Consider the following 15,155-nt stretch of genomic DNA (forward strand, 5'->3'; position numbering starts at 1 on the left):
TGAAGAGATCTTGTTCGGAAAGCAATAGATGTCGTGAAAAGTTACTTTGCCGATGGAAATGTAATGTGGTCAGCCCGATAACCCATCTGCCGGAGGACGTCGATGAAGTGCGCCTTTATCGCCTCCGCGTCCTCGTGGTCGGCCTCCAGCCCCACTTCGTACAGCACGGCGCCGGTCAGGATCCGCTCCACCACCTCCACGTCCACGTCCCCGGGAAGCAGCCCCGCGTCGCGCGCCCGGCTGAGCGTCTCCCGCACCATGGCCGCCCGCCGCCCGCCGTTGACCGTCCGGTACGTGCCCACCAGCTCCGGGTAGTCGTCCGCGCTGCCGTACAGGCGGCGCAGCAGGCGGCGGTGGCGCGGCACCGCCAGGTACCCCGCCCAGTCGCCGAGCATGTGCTCCACGTCGCGCCAGCCGGTGAAGGCCGGGTCCTGGTCGTGGTTGGCCCACTGCAGGGTGCGTACGAGCAGCGCGGTCTTGTCGGCGAAGCGGCGGTAGACCGTCGCCCGCGTCACCCCGGCCCGCCTGGCCACCTGCTCGATGCTGAGCTGCGCCGCGCCGTGCTCGATGAGCAGGTCCAGGGCGGCCGACAGGATGGCGAGATCGGCCTCCTGACTGCGCGGCCGCCCCGGGGTGCGCTCCGCCGTCACCGCGTGTCCCACGTGACGGGCAGGCTGTGCACGCCGTAGATCAGCATGTCCGTGCGGAGCGGCACCTCGCCGGGCTCGACCGCCAGCCGCAGCGACGGGAACCGCTCGAACAGCGCCGGATACCCCGCCCGCATCTCCACCCGCGCGAGCTGCTGCCCCAGGCACTGGTGCACGCCGTGGCCGAAGCTCACGTGCCCGCCGCTCGCCCTGAGCAGATCCAGCCGGTCGGGGTCGGCGAACCGGCCGGGATCGCGGTTGGCCGCCGAGATCGAGACGGTGACCGTCTCCCCGGCACTCACCAGCTCGCCGCCCAGCTCGACGTCCTCCAGCGCCGTCCGCACCAGGAAGGGCACCACGCTGAGGTAGCGCAGCAGCTCCTCCACCACCTGCTCCACCCCTCCAGATCCCGGGCGGTCCGGCCGCGCGCGCAGCACGGCGAGCTGCTCCGGGTGCCGCAGCAGCGCGAACGTGCCCAGGGAGAGCATGTTGGCCGTGGTGTCCAGGCCCGCGCCGAGCAGCATGAAGCCGATGTTGGCCAGCTCCTCGTCGTCGAGGTCGCTCTTGGTGAGCCCGCTGAGCATGTCGTCGGTCGGCGCGCCCCGCTTGGCCTGGACGAGCTCCTTCATGTGGGCCTGCATCGCCAGGTAGGCCGCGATCTTCTCCTCGCGCGGCACGTCCGTGCGCATGAGCGTGGTGCCCTGCGCCATGAACCGCTCGCGGTCCTGCTCGGGCACGCCGAGCAGCTCGCAGATCACCACGGCCGGGATCGGCGCCGTGAACGCCGTCACCAGGTCGGCCGGCGGGCCCTGCCGCTCCATCGCGTCGAGGTGCAGGCGGGTGACCTCCTCGATCCGCTCGCTGAGCTGCCGCATCCTGCGCACGGTGAACTCGCCGGTGAGCAGGTGCCGGTAGCGGGTGTGCACGGGCGGGTCGGTCGAGATGAACATGCCGGGGGGAGCGGGCTGCCCGGCCTGCCCGCCGGAGTCGGTGGGCAGGTGCCGCAGCTCGGAGCGGGCGCTGAAACGCCGGTCGGCCAGCACCTCGCGGACCAGCGCGTGGCTGGTGACCAGCCAGCCGAGATGGCCGTCGGGGTAGGCCAGGCGGGTGATGGGCCGGCTCTCGCGCAGCCCGGCCAGCTCCACGGGCGGGTCGAACGGGGTGGGCCGCCCGGAGGGCAGCACGATCGCCTCTGTCGGGGTCATGGGGGCTCCTCTCGCCTAATATCAATACAGTACAGCTCTGTATTGAAACTAGCGCAAGGGGTCGGGCGGGTCGCGTTGCGCGATCATGGTCCGCCGGTTACTCTGGACGGCATGCGAACTCACGCTCAGCTCCAGTGGTGGCGCCGCTCCTAGGCGGCGCGTGTTTCGCATTCCTTCAACGGACGGCCGCCCCGGATAGGCGGCCTTTCTCGTGTCCGCCCCGGGGCTCGATCATTTGATGTGGCAAAGGGGCAGCAAGTGGAGACGAGCGGATATACCACCGCCGGGGGCATCGGTGTCGAGCGCGAGACACGCGAGGTGGACGAGGCCGCCCTCGAAGAGATCGTGACAGCCCTGTCGGAGCGGCGCGGCGGCGCCTTCTCCTCCGGCATGGACTACCCGGGCCGCTACAGCCGATGGGCGTTCGGCTACGTCGACCCGTGCCTGGAGCTGGTCGCCAGGGGCCGCACCATCTCGGCGACCGCGCTCAACGAGCGCGGCCGGGTCGTGCTGCCCGCCGTCACCTCCTGCCTGCTGGCCGCGGGCAAGCCGGTCACCGAGCCCACCGCCGACCGCGTCGAGGTGTACGTCGCCGAATCCGAGGACCTGCTTCCCGAGGAGATGCGCAGCCGCAGGCCCACCGTGTTCACCGCGATCCGCGAGGTCATCGCAGCCTTCCAGGGCGACGACCCGCACCTCGGGCTCTACGGCGCGTTCGGCTACGACCTGGCCTTCCAGTTCGAGCCCATCAGGCAGGAGCTCGTCCGCCCCGACGACCAGCGCGACCTCGTGCTGCACCTGCCCGACCGGCTGGTCGTGATCGACCGGCAGCGGGAGACCAGCTTCGAGTACCGCTACGAGTTCACCGTCGACGGCGCCACCACCCGCGGCCTGGAGCGCACCGGCGCCTCCGCCCCGCCGGTCACCCCGGCAGAGCTGCCCGCCGACCCGGTGCGAGGCGAGTACGCCAAGGTCGTGGCCGCCGCCAAGGAGAAGTTCAAGCGCGGCGACCTGTTCGAGGTCGTGCCCGGCCAGGTCTTCCACGCCACCTGCGCCGACCCGTCCGCCTTCTACCGGGGCCTGCGCCACAGCAACCCCGCCCCGTACGAGTTCATCATCAGCCTCGGCGAGGGCGAGCACCTGGTCGGCGCCTCACCCGAGATGTACGTCCGCGTCACCGGCGACCGCGTCGAGACCTGCCCCATCTCGGGCACGATCGCCCGCGGCAGCAACCCGGTCGAGGACGCCGAGGCCATCCGCACCCTCCTGTCCAGCGTGAAGGAGGAGTCGGAGCTGACGATGTGCACCGACGTCGACCGCAACGACAAGTCGCGCATCTGCGTCCCCGGCACCGTCAAGGTCATCGGCCGCCGCCAGATCGAGCTGTACTCCCGGCTGATCCACACCGTCGACCACATCGAGGGCCGGCTGCGTCCCGAGTTCGACGCCCTCGACGCCTTCCTCACCCACATGTGGGCCGTCACGGTGACCGGCGCGCCCAAGACGTGGGCCATGCAGTTCATCGAGGACCACGAGGCCACCACCCGCCGCTGGTACGGCGGCGCCATCGGCTTCATCGGCTTCGACGGCTCCATGAACACCGGCCTGACGCTGCGCACCGCGCAGATCAAGAACGGCGTGGCGACCGTCAGGGCCGGGGCCACGCTGCTGTTCGACAGCGACCCCGAGGCCGAGGAGCGCGAGACCGAGCTGAAGGCCAGCGCCCTGCTCGGCGCCCTGGCCGCGGTCAACCAGCCCGAGGCCGTGCAGCGGGCCGTGCCCAGGGAGCAGCCGGGCGAGGGCATGAAGGTGCTGCTCGTCGACCACGAGGACTCCTTCGTCAACACCCTGGCCGACTACTTCCGCCAGGAGGGCGCCGACGTCGTGACGCTGCGCCACGGCTTCCCGACCGCCATGATCGACGAGATCGCGCCCGATCTGGTCGTGCTCTCGCCCGGCCCCGGCTGGCCGACCGACTTCGGCATCTCCGCCCTGCTCGACCAGGTCTACGCCCGCGACCTGCCCGTCTTCGGCGTCTGCCTGGGCCTTCAGGCCATGGTGGAGCACGCCGGCGGCACGCTGGAGCTGCTCGACTACCCCGAGCACGGCAAGCGCGGCCAGGTCGGCAGGCTCGGCGACAGCGCGCTGCTGGAGGGGCTGCCCGGGGAGTTCACCGCGGCCCGCTACCACTCGCTGCACGCCAAGCGGCCCGGCGTGGTCGGCTTCACCCCGACCGCGCTGACGCCCGACGGCAACGTCATGGCGATCGAGGACCCGTCGCGGCGGCGCTTCGCCGTGCAGTTCCACCCCGAGTCGATCCTGACCCAGGAGGGCGGCGCGGGCGCGAAGATCATCGCGAACGTGCTGCGTCTGTCCCGCAGGTAGGTAAAACCCGGGCGGGAGCGTGCGGGGCTCCCCTAGAGTTCCCGCATGCTCCCCGTAGACCTGCCCGGCACGGTGCGTGACGCGCTGCTCGCCCCGCTCGTCGACCACCACTGCCACGGGGTGCGCCGCGACGACCTGAGCAGAGCGCAGTTCGAGCTGCTCAGCGGCGAGGGCGGCAGCCCGGCACCGCCCGGCACCACGCACTTCGACACGCCGTTCGGCGCGGCCGTGCGCCGCTGGTGCGCGCCGCTGCTCGACCTGGAGCCGCACGCGCCGCCCGCCGTCTACCTGGCCCGCCGCACCGAGCTGGGGGCGGGCGAGGTGAACCGGCGGCTGCTGACCGGCGCCGGGGTGGTGGCGTTCCTGGTGGACGCCTCCCCGGACACCTACGCCGACAGCCGCACCGCCGCCTCTGCCGCCCTCCACCCCGTCACCCACGCCGCCATGTTCGGCGGCACCCGTGACGCCGCCTCTGCCGCCACCCACGCCGCCACTTTTGGCGCCAGTAACGCCGCCACCCATGGCGCCAGTAACGCCGCCACCCATGGCGCCAGTAACGCCGCCACCCATGGCGCCAGTAACGCCGCCACCCATGGCGCCACTAACGCCGACGCCTATGGCGCCGCCCACGCCGACGCCTATGGCGCCACTAACGCCGCCACCTATGGCACCGCCCACGCCGACGCCTTTGGCACCACTCACGCCGACGCCTACGGCAGCGCCCACGCCGGCAGCCGCGCCGCCACGTCCGCCGGCTTCGCCCTCGACCTCGACGTGCTGACCGCCGCCGAGATGGGCCGTCACGGCGGCGCCGCCGCCGACGAACTCGTCCGGATCGAGCGCATCGAGCGGGACGTCGCCGCCACCGCGGAGCTGGCCGTGGACTACCTCGACAACCTGGCCGAGGAACTGGCCGCCAGGGCCGCCAGGGCGGTCGGCCTGAAGACCGTCATCGGCGCCCGCTGCGGCCTCGACTTCGACCCGGCCAGGCCCTCCAGGGGAGCGGTGATCGCGGCGGCCAACCGCCGCCTGTCCGACCCCAAGGAAGTGCTCACCGACCACGTCCTGCTGCGCTACCTGCTGTGGAGCGCGATCGACGTGGCCAGGGAGCGGGGCCTGCCCATGCAGTTCCACACCGGGTTCGGCGGGCAGACCGGCGAGCCGCACCGCGCCGACCCGGCCAGGCTGAGCGCGTTCGCCGCGGCGCTGCAGCCGCTCGGCGTGCCGGTGATCCTGCTGCACTGCTACCCGTTCCACCGCCAGGCCGCCCACCTGGCCGGGGTCTTCCCGCACGTGTACGTGGACGTCGGCCTGGCCCCGCCGCACGGCACCGCCGCCGCGGCCCGGGTCATGGACGAGATGCTGGAGCTGGCGCCGTTCCACAAGCAGCTCTTCAGCTCCGGCTGCCGCGGGCTGGCCGAGACCGGCTACCTGGGCGCGCTGACCTACCGGCGGGCCCTGGCCGCCGCGCTGGAGACGCGGATCGAGGCGGGGGAGTGGAGCACGTCCGACGCCGCCCGCGTCGCGCACATGATCGGGTCGGGGAACGCGCGGCGCGTCTATCGTTTGTGACGGCCGGGAAATCCATCATTCCCTTTTCAATTGATCGAATTGTGATTTGTCTCCCTGTCAATGTCCCGGTGATGATCGGGGGCGCCAGAAAACCATCGCACACACCTGGAGGTGTCGTGTCCTGGCGTCCCATCACCCTTGCCGCCGCGTTATGCGCGGCCTTGTTCTTCCCCGGTGTTGCAGTGGCGGAAGACCCGCCACCCGAGGTGGAGAACCGGGCGGGCACCCGCGCGCCCGCCGAGGTGCGCGGCTTGTCCGAGCCCGCCCAGGCGGGCGACCCCGTCGCCGCGGCCAGGGCGCACCTGGCCGACCCGCGCTACCACCTCGACCCCGCCGAGCTCACCCCGCTGCGGACCGTCGTGGACGGCCGGGACGAGACCGTCAGGTTCGCCCAGCGCCACCGCGGCCTGCCCGTCTTCGGCGCGCACTACCTCGTGCACTTCCGCACGGACGGCGGGCAGCGTGAGGTGGTCGGCGCGGGTGGCCGCTTCCTCACCGAGCTGAGCGTCGATCCGACCCCGTCCGTCACCGCGGACACCGCCGCCAGGATCGCCCGCGGCCTGATGTCCCGCTCCCACGGCGCGACCCAGAGCCCAGGCCAGGGCCACACTCAGGGCCGCGCTCAGGGCCCGGCTCAGGGCCCGGCTCAGGGCCCGGCGCAGGACGTGACCGCCAGGACCGGCGAGCTGGTCGTGGTGCCGCGCGGCGCTGGCGTGCTCGCCTGGCACGTCGTGCTCAGCGGGCGCGCCGCCGGACGTCCCCTGCTGCTCGACGCGTACGTGGACGCCCGCTCCGGCCGTCCCCTGTTCACCGTGGACCGGCTCCGGTACGAGGGCCCCGTGCAGGGCAGCGGCCAGACCGCCCACGGCCGGACCGTCACGCTCAACGCCTACCAGCGCGCCGACGGCGCCTACGAGCTGCGCGACCGCGGCCGCGCGATGTGGAACGGCACCACCGGCGAGATCCTCACCTACGACGCCCGTGGCGGCGACGTCTTCGACTACCTGGGATCGGGCATCCCGCCCGGCACCGAGCTCGCCCGTTCCGCGACGCCCGCGTTCGGCCCCGAGCACACCGACAGCGGCGCCGTGGACGCCCACTGGGGCGCCGGCCAGGTCTACGAGTTCTACCGGGGCCTCGGCCGCGACGGCCTCGACGGCCAGGGCGGCACCATGCACTCCGTCGTCAACGTCACCATCGACGGCGAGCCGTTCGCCAACGCCTTCTGGGACGGCACCAAGATGATCTACGGCGGAGGCGGCCCCGACTACCACTCCTTCGCCGCCAGCCTCGACGTGGTCGGCCACGAGATGACCCACGGCGTCATCCAGCACAGCGCCAACCTGGTCTACCTCGGCCAGTCGGGCGCGATCAACGAGGGCCTGGCCGACTACTTCGGCAACGCCGTCCAGGTCGACACGCTCGGCATCCCGATGAGCGACCCGAACGCGAGCCTGCTGGGCGAGGACCTGTGCAAGACCCTGCCGCCCACGGAATGCGCCGGCCGCGACCTCGGCGACGGCCGCGTGGCCGGCGAGGACTACCTCGGCGTGACCATCACCTTCGACAACGGCGGCGTGCACCTCAACTCCACGATCTTCTCCGGCGTCCTGTGGGACGTCAGGGAGCGGCTCGGCGGACGCAAGGCCGACAAGCTCGCCTACAAGGCGCTGACCGAGTACATGACGCCGCTCGACGACTTCACGGACGGCCGCCGCGCCGTCGAGTCGGCCGCCCGCGCCCTCGGCTGGTCCGCCCGCGACCGGCTGACGGTCGCGCTGGCGTTCGAGCGGCACGGCATCAGGCCGGGCTGGGAGCGGACCATCCGCACCGACAGCCGCGTGCTGATCGACAACATCACCGACTTCAACGCCATCCCCGACGTGGCCGGCGACCGTTACGTGATCTCCAACTCCTCGCCCGACGGCGCGGCCCCGCCCTGGATCCTCACCGGACGCCTGCGCGGCGGCAAGCCCGTGACGCTGTCGGAAGGCGACCGGTGGAACTACTACCCGGCGACCGACGGCAGGCAGGCCGTCTGGGCGTCGTACGACACCGCGCAGACCAGCTTCCAGATCCACGCCCGCCCACTCGACGCGAGCACCCCGCCGCGCCTCGTGTACCAGGCGCCCGACCTGGTCACCGAGCTGGACGTGGCCGGCGACGTCATCGCCTGGCAGATCTTCGAGCAGGCGAGCGGCGAGACGGAGATCTGGATCAAGCGCGGCGACGCCGCGCCGGTCAAGGTCACCGCGGCGGCCGGTGTCAGCGGGTACCAGCCGTCGCTCAACGGCGGCAGGCTCGCCTACGTGCGGGTCTGGGAGGAGGATGGCGCCCTCCACAGCACGCCCGCGATCTACGACGTGGCGGCCGGCACCGAGGTCGTCGTCCCCGAGGTGCCCGGCACCGGCGGCCTGCCCTCGGACAGCGCCATGCCGATCATGCTCAGCCGGTACGTCGCCTGGGCCGTCGACACCGACGCCGACGGCCGCTACGGCATCATGCGCGCCGCCGCCGACGGCACCGGAACCACCGCCGTCGTGCCCGACGGCCCCGCCGCGCCGCAGCCCATCTGGTTCCACGCCAACGACACCCGGGTGGCCATCGGGGCGTGGCCGGAGGGAGACACCCTGGAGAACGCCACCCTGCCGAAGATCTACCAGGCGCCGCTCACCGGCGGGCCGCTGCAGCGCTACTCCTGCAACAGAGGGCTGCAGGACTACTTCTCCGCCGGCGAGGGCGGCACGATCGCCTGGCTCGACGGGACCGCGGGCGACACCGACCTGGTGACCCGCGACAGGGCCGCCGTCCGCTGCTGACGCGCGTCATGTGACAAGGCATGCCAGGTCGCTGACCTGGTGAGGCGCCCGCCGTACTGAGGTGAGGGGGCGGCGGGCGCCGACTCGCGCGCGGGGCCGCGACCTGGTTTGCTTGGGCCGTCACACTGCCGATCCGAGCGGGGGCTCCCCATGCGCACAGTCGAACCCGAGGTCTACATCGTCGCCCGTCCGTCACTGGACTACGACGAGCTGGGCCGCTACCTGCGCGAGGTCGGCGGCGAGAGCTGGCTGGAGCGGCTCGACCGCGGCGACCTCGACGCCCAGAACCTCGCCGAGTTCGCCGGCCGGCTCTGCTACCGCTCCTTCGAGCCCGGCCTCAACCCCAACGTGGTCAAGATCAGGGACAACCAGGACGACTACCTGCGCAACATCCTGGCCAGCGCCCACGGGTCCGTCCTTGAGCACGTCAGCTTCAGCTTCGTGCTGCACAACGTCAGCCGCGTGCTCACGCACGAGCTGGTCAGGCACCGTCCCGGCGTGGCCATCTCGCAGGAGTCGCTGCGCTTCGTCCGGCTCGACGAGCTGCCGTTCTGGTTCCCCGAGTGGGCGCAGGCCGACGAGGAGCTGATGAAGCGCGCCACCGGCGTGCTGGAGCAGCTCGAGCAGTTCCAGCTCTGGATGGCCGAGCACTTCGGGCTCGACGAGGAGGGCGTGCCCTTCTCCGAGAAGAAGCACCGGACCTCGTTCATGCGCAGGTTCGCCCCCGAGGGCCTGGCGACCGGGCTGGTGTGGACGGCCAACGTGCGCACGCTGCGGCACACCATCGAGGCCCGCACCGCCGCCGGCGCGGAGGAGGAGATCCGCCTGCTGTTCCAGCGCATCGGCGAGCTGATGCGCCAGGAGGCCCCCGCCCTCTTCGGCGACTACGTCGTCGAGGACGGGGCCTGGATCCCGGGCTGGCGCAAGGTCTGAGACCCGGCGGCCACCACCCGGGGTGCGGCGCGCGGCGGGTGCCGGGCGGCTGAGCGATCAGGCGAGCGTGGCGGGTGCCGGGCGGTCAGGCGAGCGCGGGGAGCACGTAGACCTCGGCGCCCGGCGGCAGCGCGCAGTCGAGGCCGCCGAGCCCCTGGGCGTTCTCCCCGCACACGATCATGCTGATGTGCCTGCGGATGCGCCCGTACTCGTCACGCAGCCGCTCCTCCAGCATCGGGTGCGTACGCCGCAGCATGTCGAGGGCCGAGCCCAGGGTGGGCGGCGAGTCGCGATCGGCGCCGACGGCGAAGACCTTGACCTCCGTACGCCCGCTCACCCACCTCCGCAGCGAGCTGGGCAGCACGAACACCACCATCGTCACCGGTTTCGACACCATGCGTCAGAGCACCGCCGCCCGCACCGTCAGTACGTCGGGCAGGTGCGTCGCGATCGGCGCCCACGTCTCGCCGTCGTCGAGCGAGCCGTAGACCTCGCCGTCGCGCGTGCCGAAGAACACCCCCGCCTCCGACGCCGTCATCGCGTCACGCAGCACGGTCGCGTGCACCGGCCCCTCGGGCAGCCCCTTCGAGAACGCCTGCCAGGTTCTGCCGCCGTCGTCGCTGCGGTGGGGCTGGTAGCGGTGCCCGACCGGGGTGCGGTCGATGTCGGCCGTCAGCGGCAGCACGTAGACCGTGTCGGGCCGCGTCGGGTGCACCACGACCGGGAACCCGAAGTCGGACGGCAGCGGCGAGCCGATGTCGTGCCAGCTCCCGCCGAAGTCGTCGCTGCGGTAGACGCCGAAATGGTGCTGCAGGTAGAGCCGCTCAGGCCGGGACGGGTGCATGGACACCTTGTGCACGCACTGCCCGTACTCCGGGTACTGCTGGCCCTCCGGCATGAACGGGGCGCGGATGTTCTTGTTGGCCGCCTCCCACGACAGGCCGCCGTCGGTGGAGCGGTAGAAGCCCGCGGCCGACACCGCGATCGCCATGATCTCCGGGTCGGTGGGGTGGTTGACGATCGTGTGCAGGCACAGGCCGCCGCCGCCCGGCTGCCAGTGCTCGCGGTGCGGGTGCTCCCAGAGCCCCTCGACCAGCCGGTAGGTGACACCGCGGTCCTCCGAGCGGAACAGCGCGGCGGGCTCGACGCCCGCCCACACCACGTCGGGCTCCGACGGCGAGGGCGCGAGCTGCCAGACCCTGGTCAGCGTGGCCCCGGTCTGCTCGGGGAAGGCGATCGGCGGCTGCTCGGCCTCCTGCCAGCTCGCGCCGAGGTCGTCGGAGTACATGACGGACGGGCCGAAGTGGCCGTACTCGATGCCGGCGAGCAGCCGGGGAGTGGTGCCGCGGGTGTCGATCGCGACCGAGGGGATCGCGACCGTGGAGAACTGGATCGGCTCGACCCTGAAGGGGCCGCCGCCGATCGAACGGGCGAGGAACAGGCCCTTGCGGGTGCCGATCGCGACCACTGCGTCACTCATCGAATCTCCTCAAGCGTGGAAACCTTGTCCTGCTGGGCGTGGGGAAGCGTGGGATGGTGCGGGGGAAATCCCCTTCCTCTGTGGCAGGGGAGCCGCCGTGGCGGAGCTCCCGTGCGGGCTTGCGGCCATCGTGCCACGCGCGACCGACAGTTACCGAGCACTGGGAGATTCCCCGCGCAAGCCGGGCGTGGACCGCCGGGCATTACCTGAGGGGTAATCGAGAGCCTTCCCCGCGACGGCTACGGTGTCCGGCATGGGAGCTGTGGCCGTACATGAGGATTCTTTCGGAGCGTTGCTGCGGTCGTGGCGGCAGCGGAGGCGGACGAGCCAGCTCGACCTGGCCATCGAGGCCGACGTGTCCGCCCGGCACATCAGTTTTCTGGAGACGGGCCGCGCCCGGCCGAGCCGCGAGATGGTGATGAGACTGGCCGAGGAGCTGGAGGTGCCGCTGCGGCACCGCAACAGGTTGCTGATGGCGGCCGGGTTCGCGCCCGTCTACCCCGAGCGGGAGGTGCGCGCCCCCGAGATGGAGGTGGTCCGGCAGGCGCTGGACAAGATCCTGGCCGGGCACGAGCCGTACCCGGCGGTGGTGGTGGACGCGACGTGGAACCTGGTGGCGGCGAACGCGGCCGCCGCGATGTTCATGGAGGGCGTGCCCGACGAGCTGCTGCGCGAGCCGATCAACGTGATGCGGCTGTCGCTGCACCCGCAGGCGATGGGCGGGCGGCTGCTCAACCTGGCCGAAGTGCGGGCCCACCTGCTGCACCAGCTCCGGCGGCAGGCCGAGATGTCCGGGAACGGGCAGCTCGCCGAGTTGCACGACGAGCTGGCGGCCTACACCTATCCGGGGGTGGACCTCAACGTGGCGCACGTGCCGGGGCCCGCCGACATCCTGGTGCCGCTGCGGATCGCGGCGGGGGATCGGGTGTTGTCCATGTTCACCACGATCGCCACGTTCGGGACGCCGGTGGACGTGACGGTGTCGGAGCTGGCCATCGAGACGTTCTGGCCGAGTGATGAGGAGACCGCCGCCGCGTTCCGCAAGCCCTGACGCGCTCCGGCCCCGCTCAGGAGCGGCCCCCCGTTGGCAGGACGCCTCCCAGGGCCCGTCTGCCCAGCGGGGCGCCTCCCAGGGCCCGCCTGCCCAGCGGGGCGCCTCCCAGGGGATCGTCCTCCGGCGGGGGTGCTTCCCAAAGGACCGTCCCTCCAGCAGGGCGCCTCCTTAGGGCCGCGCGCGAGGAGACCGGACCCTGGCGGGCGTCCGCTGAGGGACGGGACGCCGGCGAGCGCTCTGCGACGGGACGCCTGCGGGCGTCCGCGGAGGGACGGGGCGCTAGCGGGCGGTCGGGGGGACGGGACGCTAGCGGGCGGTCGGGGAGGCGACCGCTGGGGGCTCGCCGCTGGCGACGGCCGCCTCGATCGCGATCGTGGGCGGCTCCCCGCCCGTGACCGGTAACCCGCCGACGACGGTGTGCGTCCGCACGTCGAACGCCCCGCCGACCGGCGTCCCCGCCACCGCGAACGCCGGGAACGCCGCGCCCCCCGGCACCACGGAGGTGGAGATGTAGTCGCCCACCGTCCGCCCCTGCGTGCTGTTGGCCAGCCAGTCCAGCGCCATGCCCGCGTGCAGCTCGACCGGCGCCGACCAGCTCGCCCCGCCGTTGGTGGAGGAGGTGTAGGCGACCGTGAGCCGGCAGGCGGCGGGCGCGCAGGCGGCGTCGGGGTAGCGGTAGTAGGCCAGCGCGAGCCGGGCCCCCTTGCCGGAGCTGTCGCGGTCCACGCCGAGTCCGGGGATGAAGTGGTCGCCGCCGTCCTCGGTGACGCGCAGCACCTCGCCCCACGTGGCGCCGGAGGCCGAGCTGCTCAGCACGATGTCGTTGCCCGCGCACTCCACCTGGAAGCGGCAGTCCTGCCAGACGACGTACACGGTGCCGGCGGCGTCCACCTCGGCCGACGGCAGCGGCGCGGCGCGCAGCCCGCCCGCCACCGTGTGCCGCTGCACCTGCGAGACGAGCACGCTCTGGCTCCAGGTGGCGCCGCCGTCGCGGGAGCGGAAGGAGCGGATCTGGCCGTCGTCGCTCAGGTACGGCACCACCACGGCGCCGTTCGGCCGCACCACCGGCTGCCCGCCCAGGCCGGTGGCGGTGGTGGCGGTCACGGCCCAGGTCTGGCCGCCGTCCGCCGAGCGGGCCACCTTGATCGCGTTGCCGGCGGCGTGATCGTCGAACACCGCGTAGCAGGTGCCGCGGAACGCGCTGCCGGCGCCGTTGTCGCACACGGCCCAGCTCTTGTCCAGGTCGCCGCCGGTGGCGGTGGTGACGGGCGCGCTCCAGGTCAGGCCGCCGTCGGTGGAGCGGCTGGTCAGCACCGCCGCCCCGGTCACACCGCCGGCGTCGGCGAGCGCGAGCGAGGTGATCAGCCACGTGCCGTGCTCGGCGTCGTAGGCCACCGACGGGTCGCTGACCCGCGCGTACGGGCCGCCGCCCGCCGTGGTGATCCCGGGCAACGTGCCCTTCGCCCAGGTGGCGCCGTTGTCGGCGGACGTGGCGAACGTGATGCCGGCGGCCCCGCCGTCGTGGAATCGGCCCGCCTGCTGGGCCGCCACGATCGTCGTACCCCAGTGGTAGGTGTCAGGCCCGGCCGAGGTGCCGTGCTGGCCGGGCGCGCCGGCGTAGGCGTCGGACGCGAGCTCCGTCAGCGGCACGGCCTGCCCGTCCGTCCCGGCCGCCAGGAAGGCGTCCGTCTGAGCCGCCGGGGAAACGTCCGTCTGAGCAGCGAAGGCGGGGGCGGAGGATAACAGCAGGATCGCGGTCATGACGGTGACGAGTCCGCCGATTGCTCGGCGCCGGGTGGGCGATGGCACGGTTCACCTCACAGGGCGTGTCAACATCCACTTGGCACCGTCCCGTGCCCGCTGTCAACCTCCCGTCCAGATCTTCCCGCCGGGTCAGCGTCCGCCCTGGGCGATGTCCCGGTGGATCCGCGCCAGCGGCACGCCGTCGATCTGCAGGCAGCGCACCGTCTCGTTGACCATGGAGACCGGGCCGCACACGTACACGTCGTGCTCGGCCCAGGAGCGGAAGCGCCGCGTCACCTGGGGCAGGCTGCCGCGCATGCCGTCGTAGGAGGGCTGGTCGGAGACCACCGGCAGCACCCGCAGCCAGGGGTAGGCGGACTCCATCCTGATCAGGTCGGGCAGGTCGTACAGCTCCTCGGCCGTGCGGGCGCCGTACAGCAGGTGGATGTTGGGGCGGCGGCCGGAGGCGATGACCGACTCGATGATCGCCTTCAGCGGCGCCAGGCCGGTGCCGCCCGCCACGCAGAGCATGTCGCGCACGCTGTGCTCGCGCGGCGCCATCGTGCCCATCGGCGGGCCCAGCATGAGCGTGTCGCCGACGCGGGTGTGCCTGATCAGCGTGGTCGAGACCCAGCCGCCGGGCACCGAGCGCACGTGCAGCCTGATCGTGTTGTCGGGGCGCGGCGCGTTGGCGATGGAGAACGTCCGCCACACGCGCGGCCAGCGCGGCGTCTGCACGTTGACGTACTGGCCGGGGGCGAACGGCAGGCGCTGCGTGGGCCGCAGCGTGAGGACCGCGATGTCCTGGTGGCGCGGCTCGTGGTCGATGACCTCGGCCAGCCACCAGGCGGGGGAGACCCCGGCGTCGGACTCGGCGGACTCGATCATGAGGTTGGCCGCCGCCGTGTACGCCGACACCCACGCCGCCTCGATCTCGTGGTTCCAGATGTCGGCCGCGAACCGGCGGATCGTGGCCAGCAGGGCGTTGCCCACGGCCGTGTAGTGCTCCGCGACCACGCCGTACTTGCGGTGGTCCCTGCCGAGCTGCCCGAGAAAGGCCGCCAGGCTGTCGGGGCTGTCCAGGCTCCACACGATCCGGGTGAGCGCCCCGAACAACCGGTCCCGCTGGACGTCCATGGCGGGCGGGAACATGCCCCTTAAGTGTGGACTCTCGGCGAACAAGCGGCCGTAGAAGTAGGCCGTGGCCTTGTCGGCCACGGGTTCGACGACGGAGAAACTCTCTTTGACCAGTCGCGGATTCAACGACATATGTTCCAGCCCCACCTTTTGACCGGCCTCGTACTCCGGTCTCGACCT

At 72.3% G+C, this 15,155-nt stretch carries 11 protein-coding genes; 5 read left to right on the top strand and 6 right to left on the bottom strand.

What is annotated here, in order from left to right:
- Nucleotides 1-41: 41 nt before the first annotated feature.
- Together FXF51_RS00170 and FXF51_RS00175 are read right to left on the bottom strand one after the other, a co-directional pair.
- A complete protein-coding gene (locus FXF51_RS00170) occupies nt 42-662 on the bottom strand; it encodes a TetR/AcrR family transcriptional regulator (protein WP_148432139.1) in 621 nt (206 codons plus the stop codon).
- On the bottom strand, nt 647-1,852 hold the full coding sequence (locus FXF51_RS00175; RefSeq protein WP_148432140.1) for a cytochrome P450: 1,206 nt from the start codon (nt 1,850-1,852) through the stop codon (nt 647-649). Before FXF51_RS00175 ends, FXF51_RS00170 begins: the two co-directional genes overlap by 16 nt.
- Nucleotides 1,853-2,110: 258 nt before the next feature.
- On the opposite strand from FXF51_RS00175, the gene FXF51_RS00180 reads away from it, so the two are divergent.
- From FXF51_RS00180 to thyX, 4 genes are all read left to right on the top strand, one after another.
- Entirely contained in the window at nt 2,111-4,237 is a 2,127-nt protein-coding gene (locus FXF51_RS00180) for an anthranilate synthase component I (protein WP_148432141.1), read from the top strand.
- Between the two features lie 45 nt (nt 4,238-4,282).
- A complete protein-coding gene (locus FXF51_RS00190; protein ID WP_262379214.1) occupies nt 4,283-5,809 on the top strand; it encodes an amidohydrolase family protein in 1,527 nt (508 codons plus the stop codon).
- A gap of 116 nt (nt 5,810-5,925) precedes the next feature.
- A complete protein-coding gene (locus tag FXF51_RS00195) occupies nt 5,926-8,628 on the top strand; it encodes a M4 family metallopeptidase (protein ID WP_187414073.1) in 2,703 nt (900 codons plus the stop codon).
- A gap of 150 nt (nt 8,629-8,778) precedes the next feature.
- Nucleotides 8,779-9,561, top strand: a complete 783-nt coding sequence (gene thyX, locus FXF51_RS00200) for an FAD-dependent thymidylate synthase (protein ID WP_148432143.1) — start codon at nt 8,779-8,781, stop codon at nt 9,559-9,561.
- Between the two features lie 85 nt (nt 9,562-9,646).
- Here thyX and FXF51_RS00205 read toward each other — a convergent pair whose 3' ends face one another.
- Nucleotides 9,647-9,958: a hypothetical protein gene (locus FXF51_RS00205; RefSeq protein WP_222871054.1), complete on the bottom strand. Its 312-nt coding sequence runs from the start codon at nt 9,956-9,958 to the stop codon at nt 9,647-9,649.
- Between the two features lie 3 nt (nt 9,959-9,961).
- A complete protein-coding gene (locus FXF51_RS00210; protein ID WP_148432144.1) occupies nt 9,962-11,041 on the bottom strand; it encodes a WD40/YVTN/BNR-like repeat-containing protein in 1,080 nt (359 codons plus the stop codon).
- Between the two features lie 253 nt (nt 11,042-11,294).
- Here FXF51_RS00210 and FXF51_RS00215 point away from each other — a divergent pair, with 253 nt between their 5' ends.
- A complete protein-coding gene (locus FXF51_RS00215; RefSeq protein ID WP_148432145.1) occupies nt 11,295-12,092 on the top strand; it encodes a helix-turn-helix domain-containing protein in 798 nt (265 codons plus the stop codon).
- Nucleotides 12,093-12,401: 309 nt separating this feature from the next.
- Here the strand turns inward: FXF51_RS00215 and FXF51_RS00220 are convergent, their stop codons facing one another.
- Together FXF51_RS00220 and FXF51_RS00225 are read right to left on the bottom strand one after the other, a co-directional pair.
- Nucleotides 12,402-13,856, bottom strand: coding sequence for a sialidase family protein (locus FXF51_RS00220; RefSeq protein WP_148432146.1), 1,455 nt, complete (start codon nt 13,854-13,856; stop codon nt 12,402-12,404).
- 132 nt (nt 13,857-13,988) lie between these two features.
- Nucleotides 13,989-15,107 carry a globin domain-containing protein gene (locus FXF51_RS00225; protein WP_148432147.1) on the bottom strand — a complete coding sequence of 373 codons (1,119 nt, stop codon included), beginning with the start codon at nt 15,105-15,107 and terminating at the stop codon, nt 13,989-13,991.
- Between the last annotated feature and the right edge of the window lie 48 nt (nt 15,108-15,155).

The organism is Nonomuraea sp. PA05 (assembly GCF_008086045.1).
In the GTDB taxonomy this organism is placed as follows: domain Bacteria; phylum Actinomycetota; class Actinomycetes; order Streptosporangiales; family Streptosporangiaceae; genus Nonomuraea; species Nonomuraea monospora.

Bases quoted from the DNA above. Each gene is read 5' to 3' on its own strand.
- FXF51_RS00215 (WP_148432145.1), top strand. From the start codon at position 11,295: ATGGGAGCTGTGGCCGTACATGAGGATTCTTTCGGAGCGTTGCTGCGG.
- FXF51_RS00220 (WP_148432146.1), bottom strand. From the start codon at position 13,856: ATGACCGCGATCCTGCTGTTATCCTCCGCCCCCGCCTTCGCTGCTCAG.
- thyX (WP_148432143.1), top strand. From the start codon at position 8,779: ATGCGCACAGTCGAACCCGAGGTCTACATCGTCGCCCGTCCGTCACTG.
- FXF51_RS00175 (WP_148432140.1), bottom strand. From the start codon at position 1,852: ATGACCCCGACAGAGGCGATCGTGCTGCCCTCCGGGCGGCCCACCCCG.
- FXF51_RS00190 (WP_262379214.1), top strand. From the start codon at position 4,283: ATGCTCCCCGTAGACCTGCCCGGCACGGTGCGTGACGCGCTGCTCGCC.
- FXF51_RS00225 (WP_148432147.1), bottom strand. From the start codon at position 15,107: ATGTCGTTGAATCCGCGACTGGTCAAAGAGAGTTTCTCCGTCGTCGAA.
- FXF51_RS00210 (WP_148432144.1), bottom strand. From the start codon at position 11,041: ATGAGTGACGCAGTGGTCGCGATCGGCACCCGCAAGGGCCTGTTCCTC.
- FXF51_RS00205 (WP_222871054.1), bottom strand. From the start codon at position 9,958: ATGGTGTCGAAACCGGTGACGATGGTGGTGTTCGTGCTGCCCAGCTCG.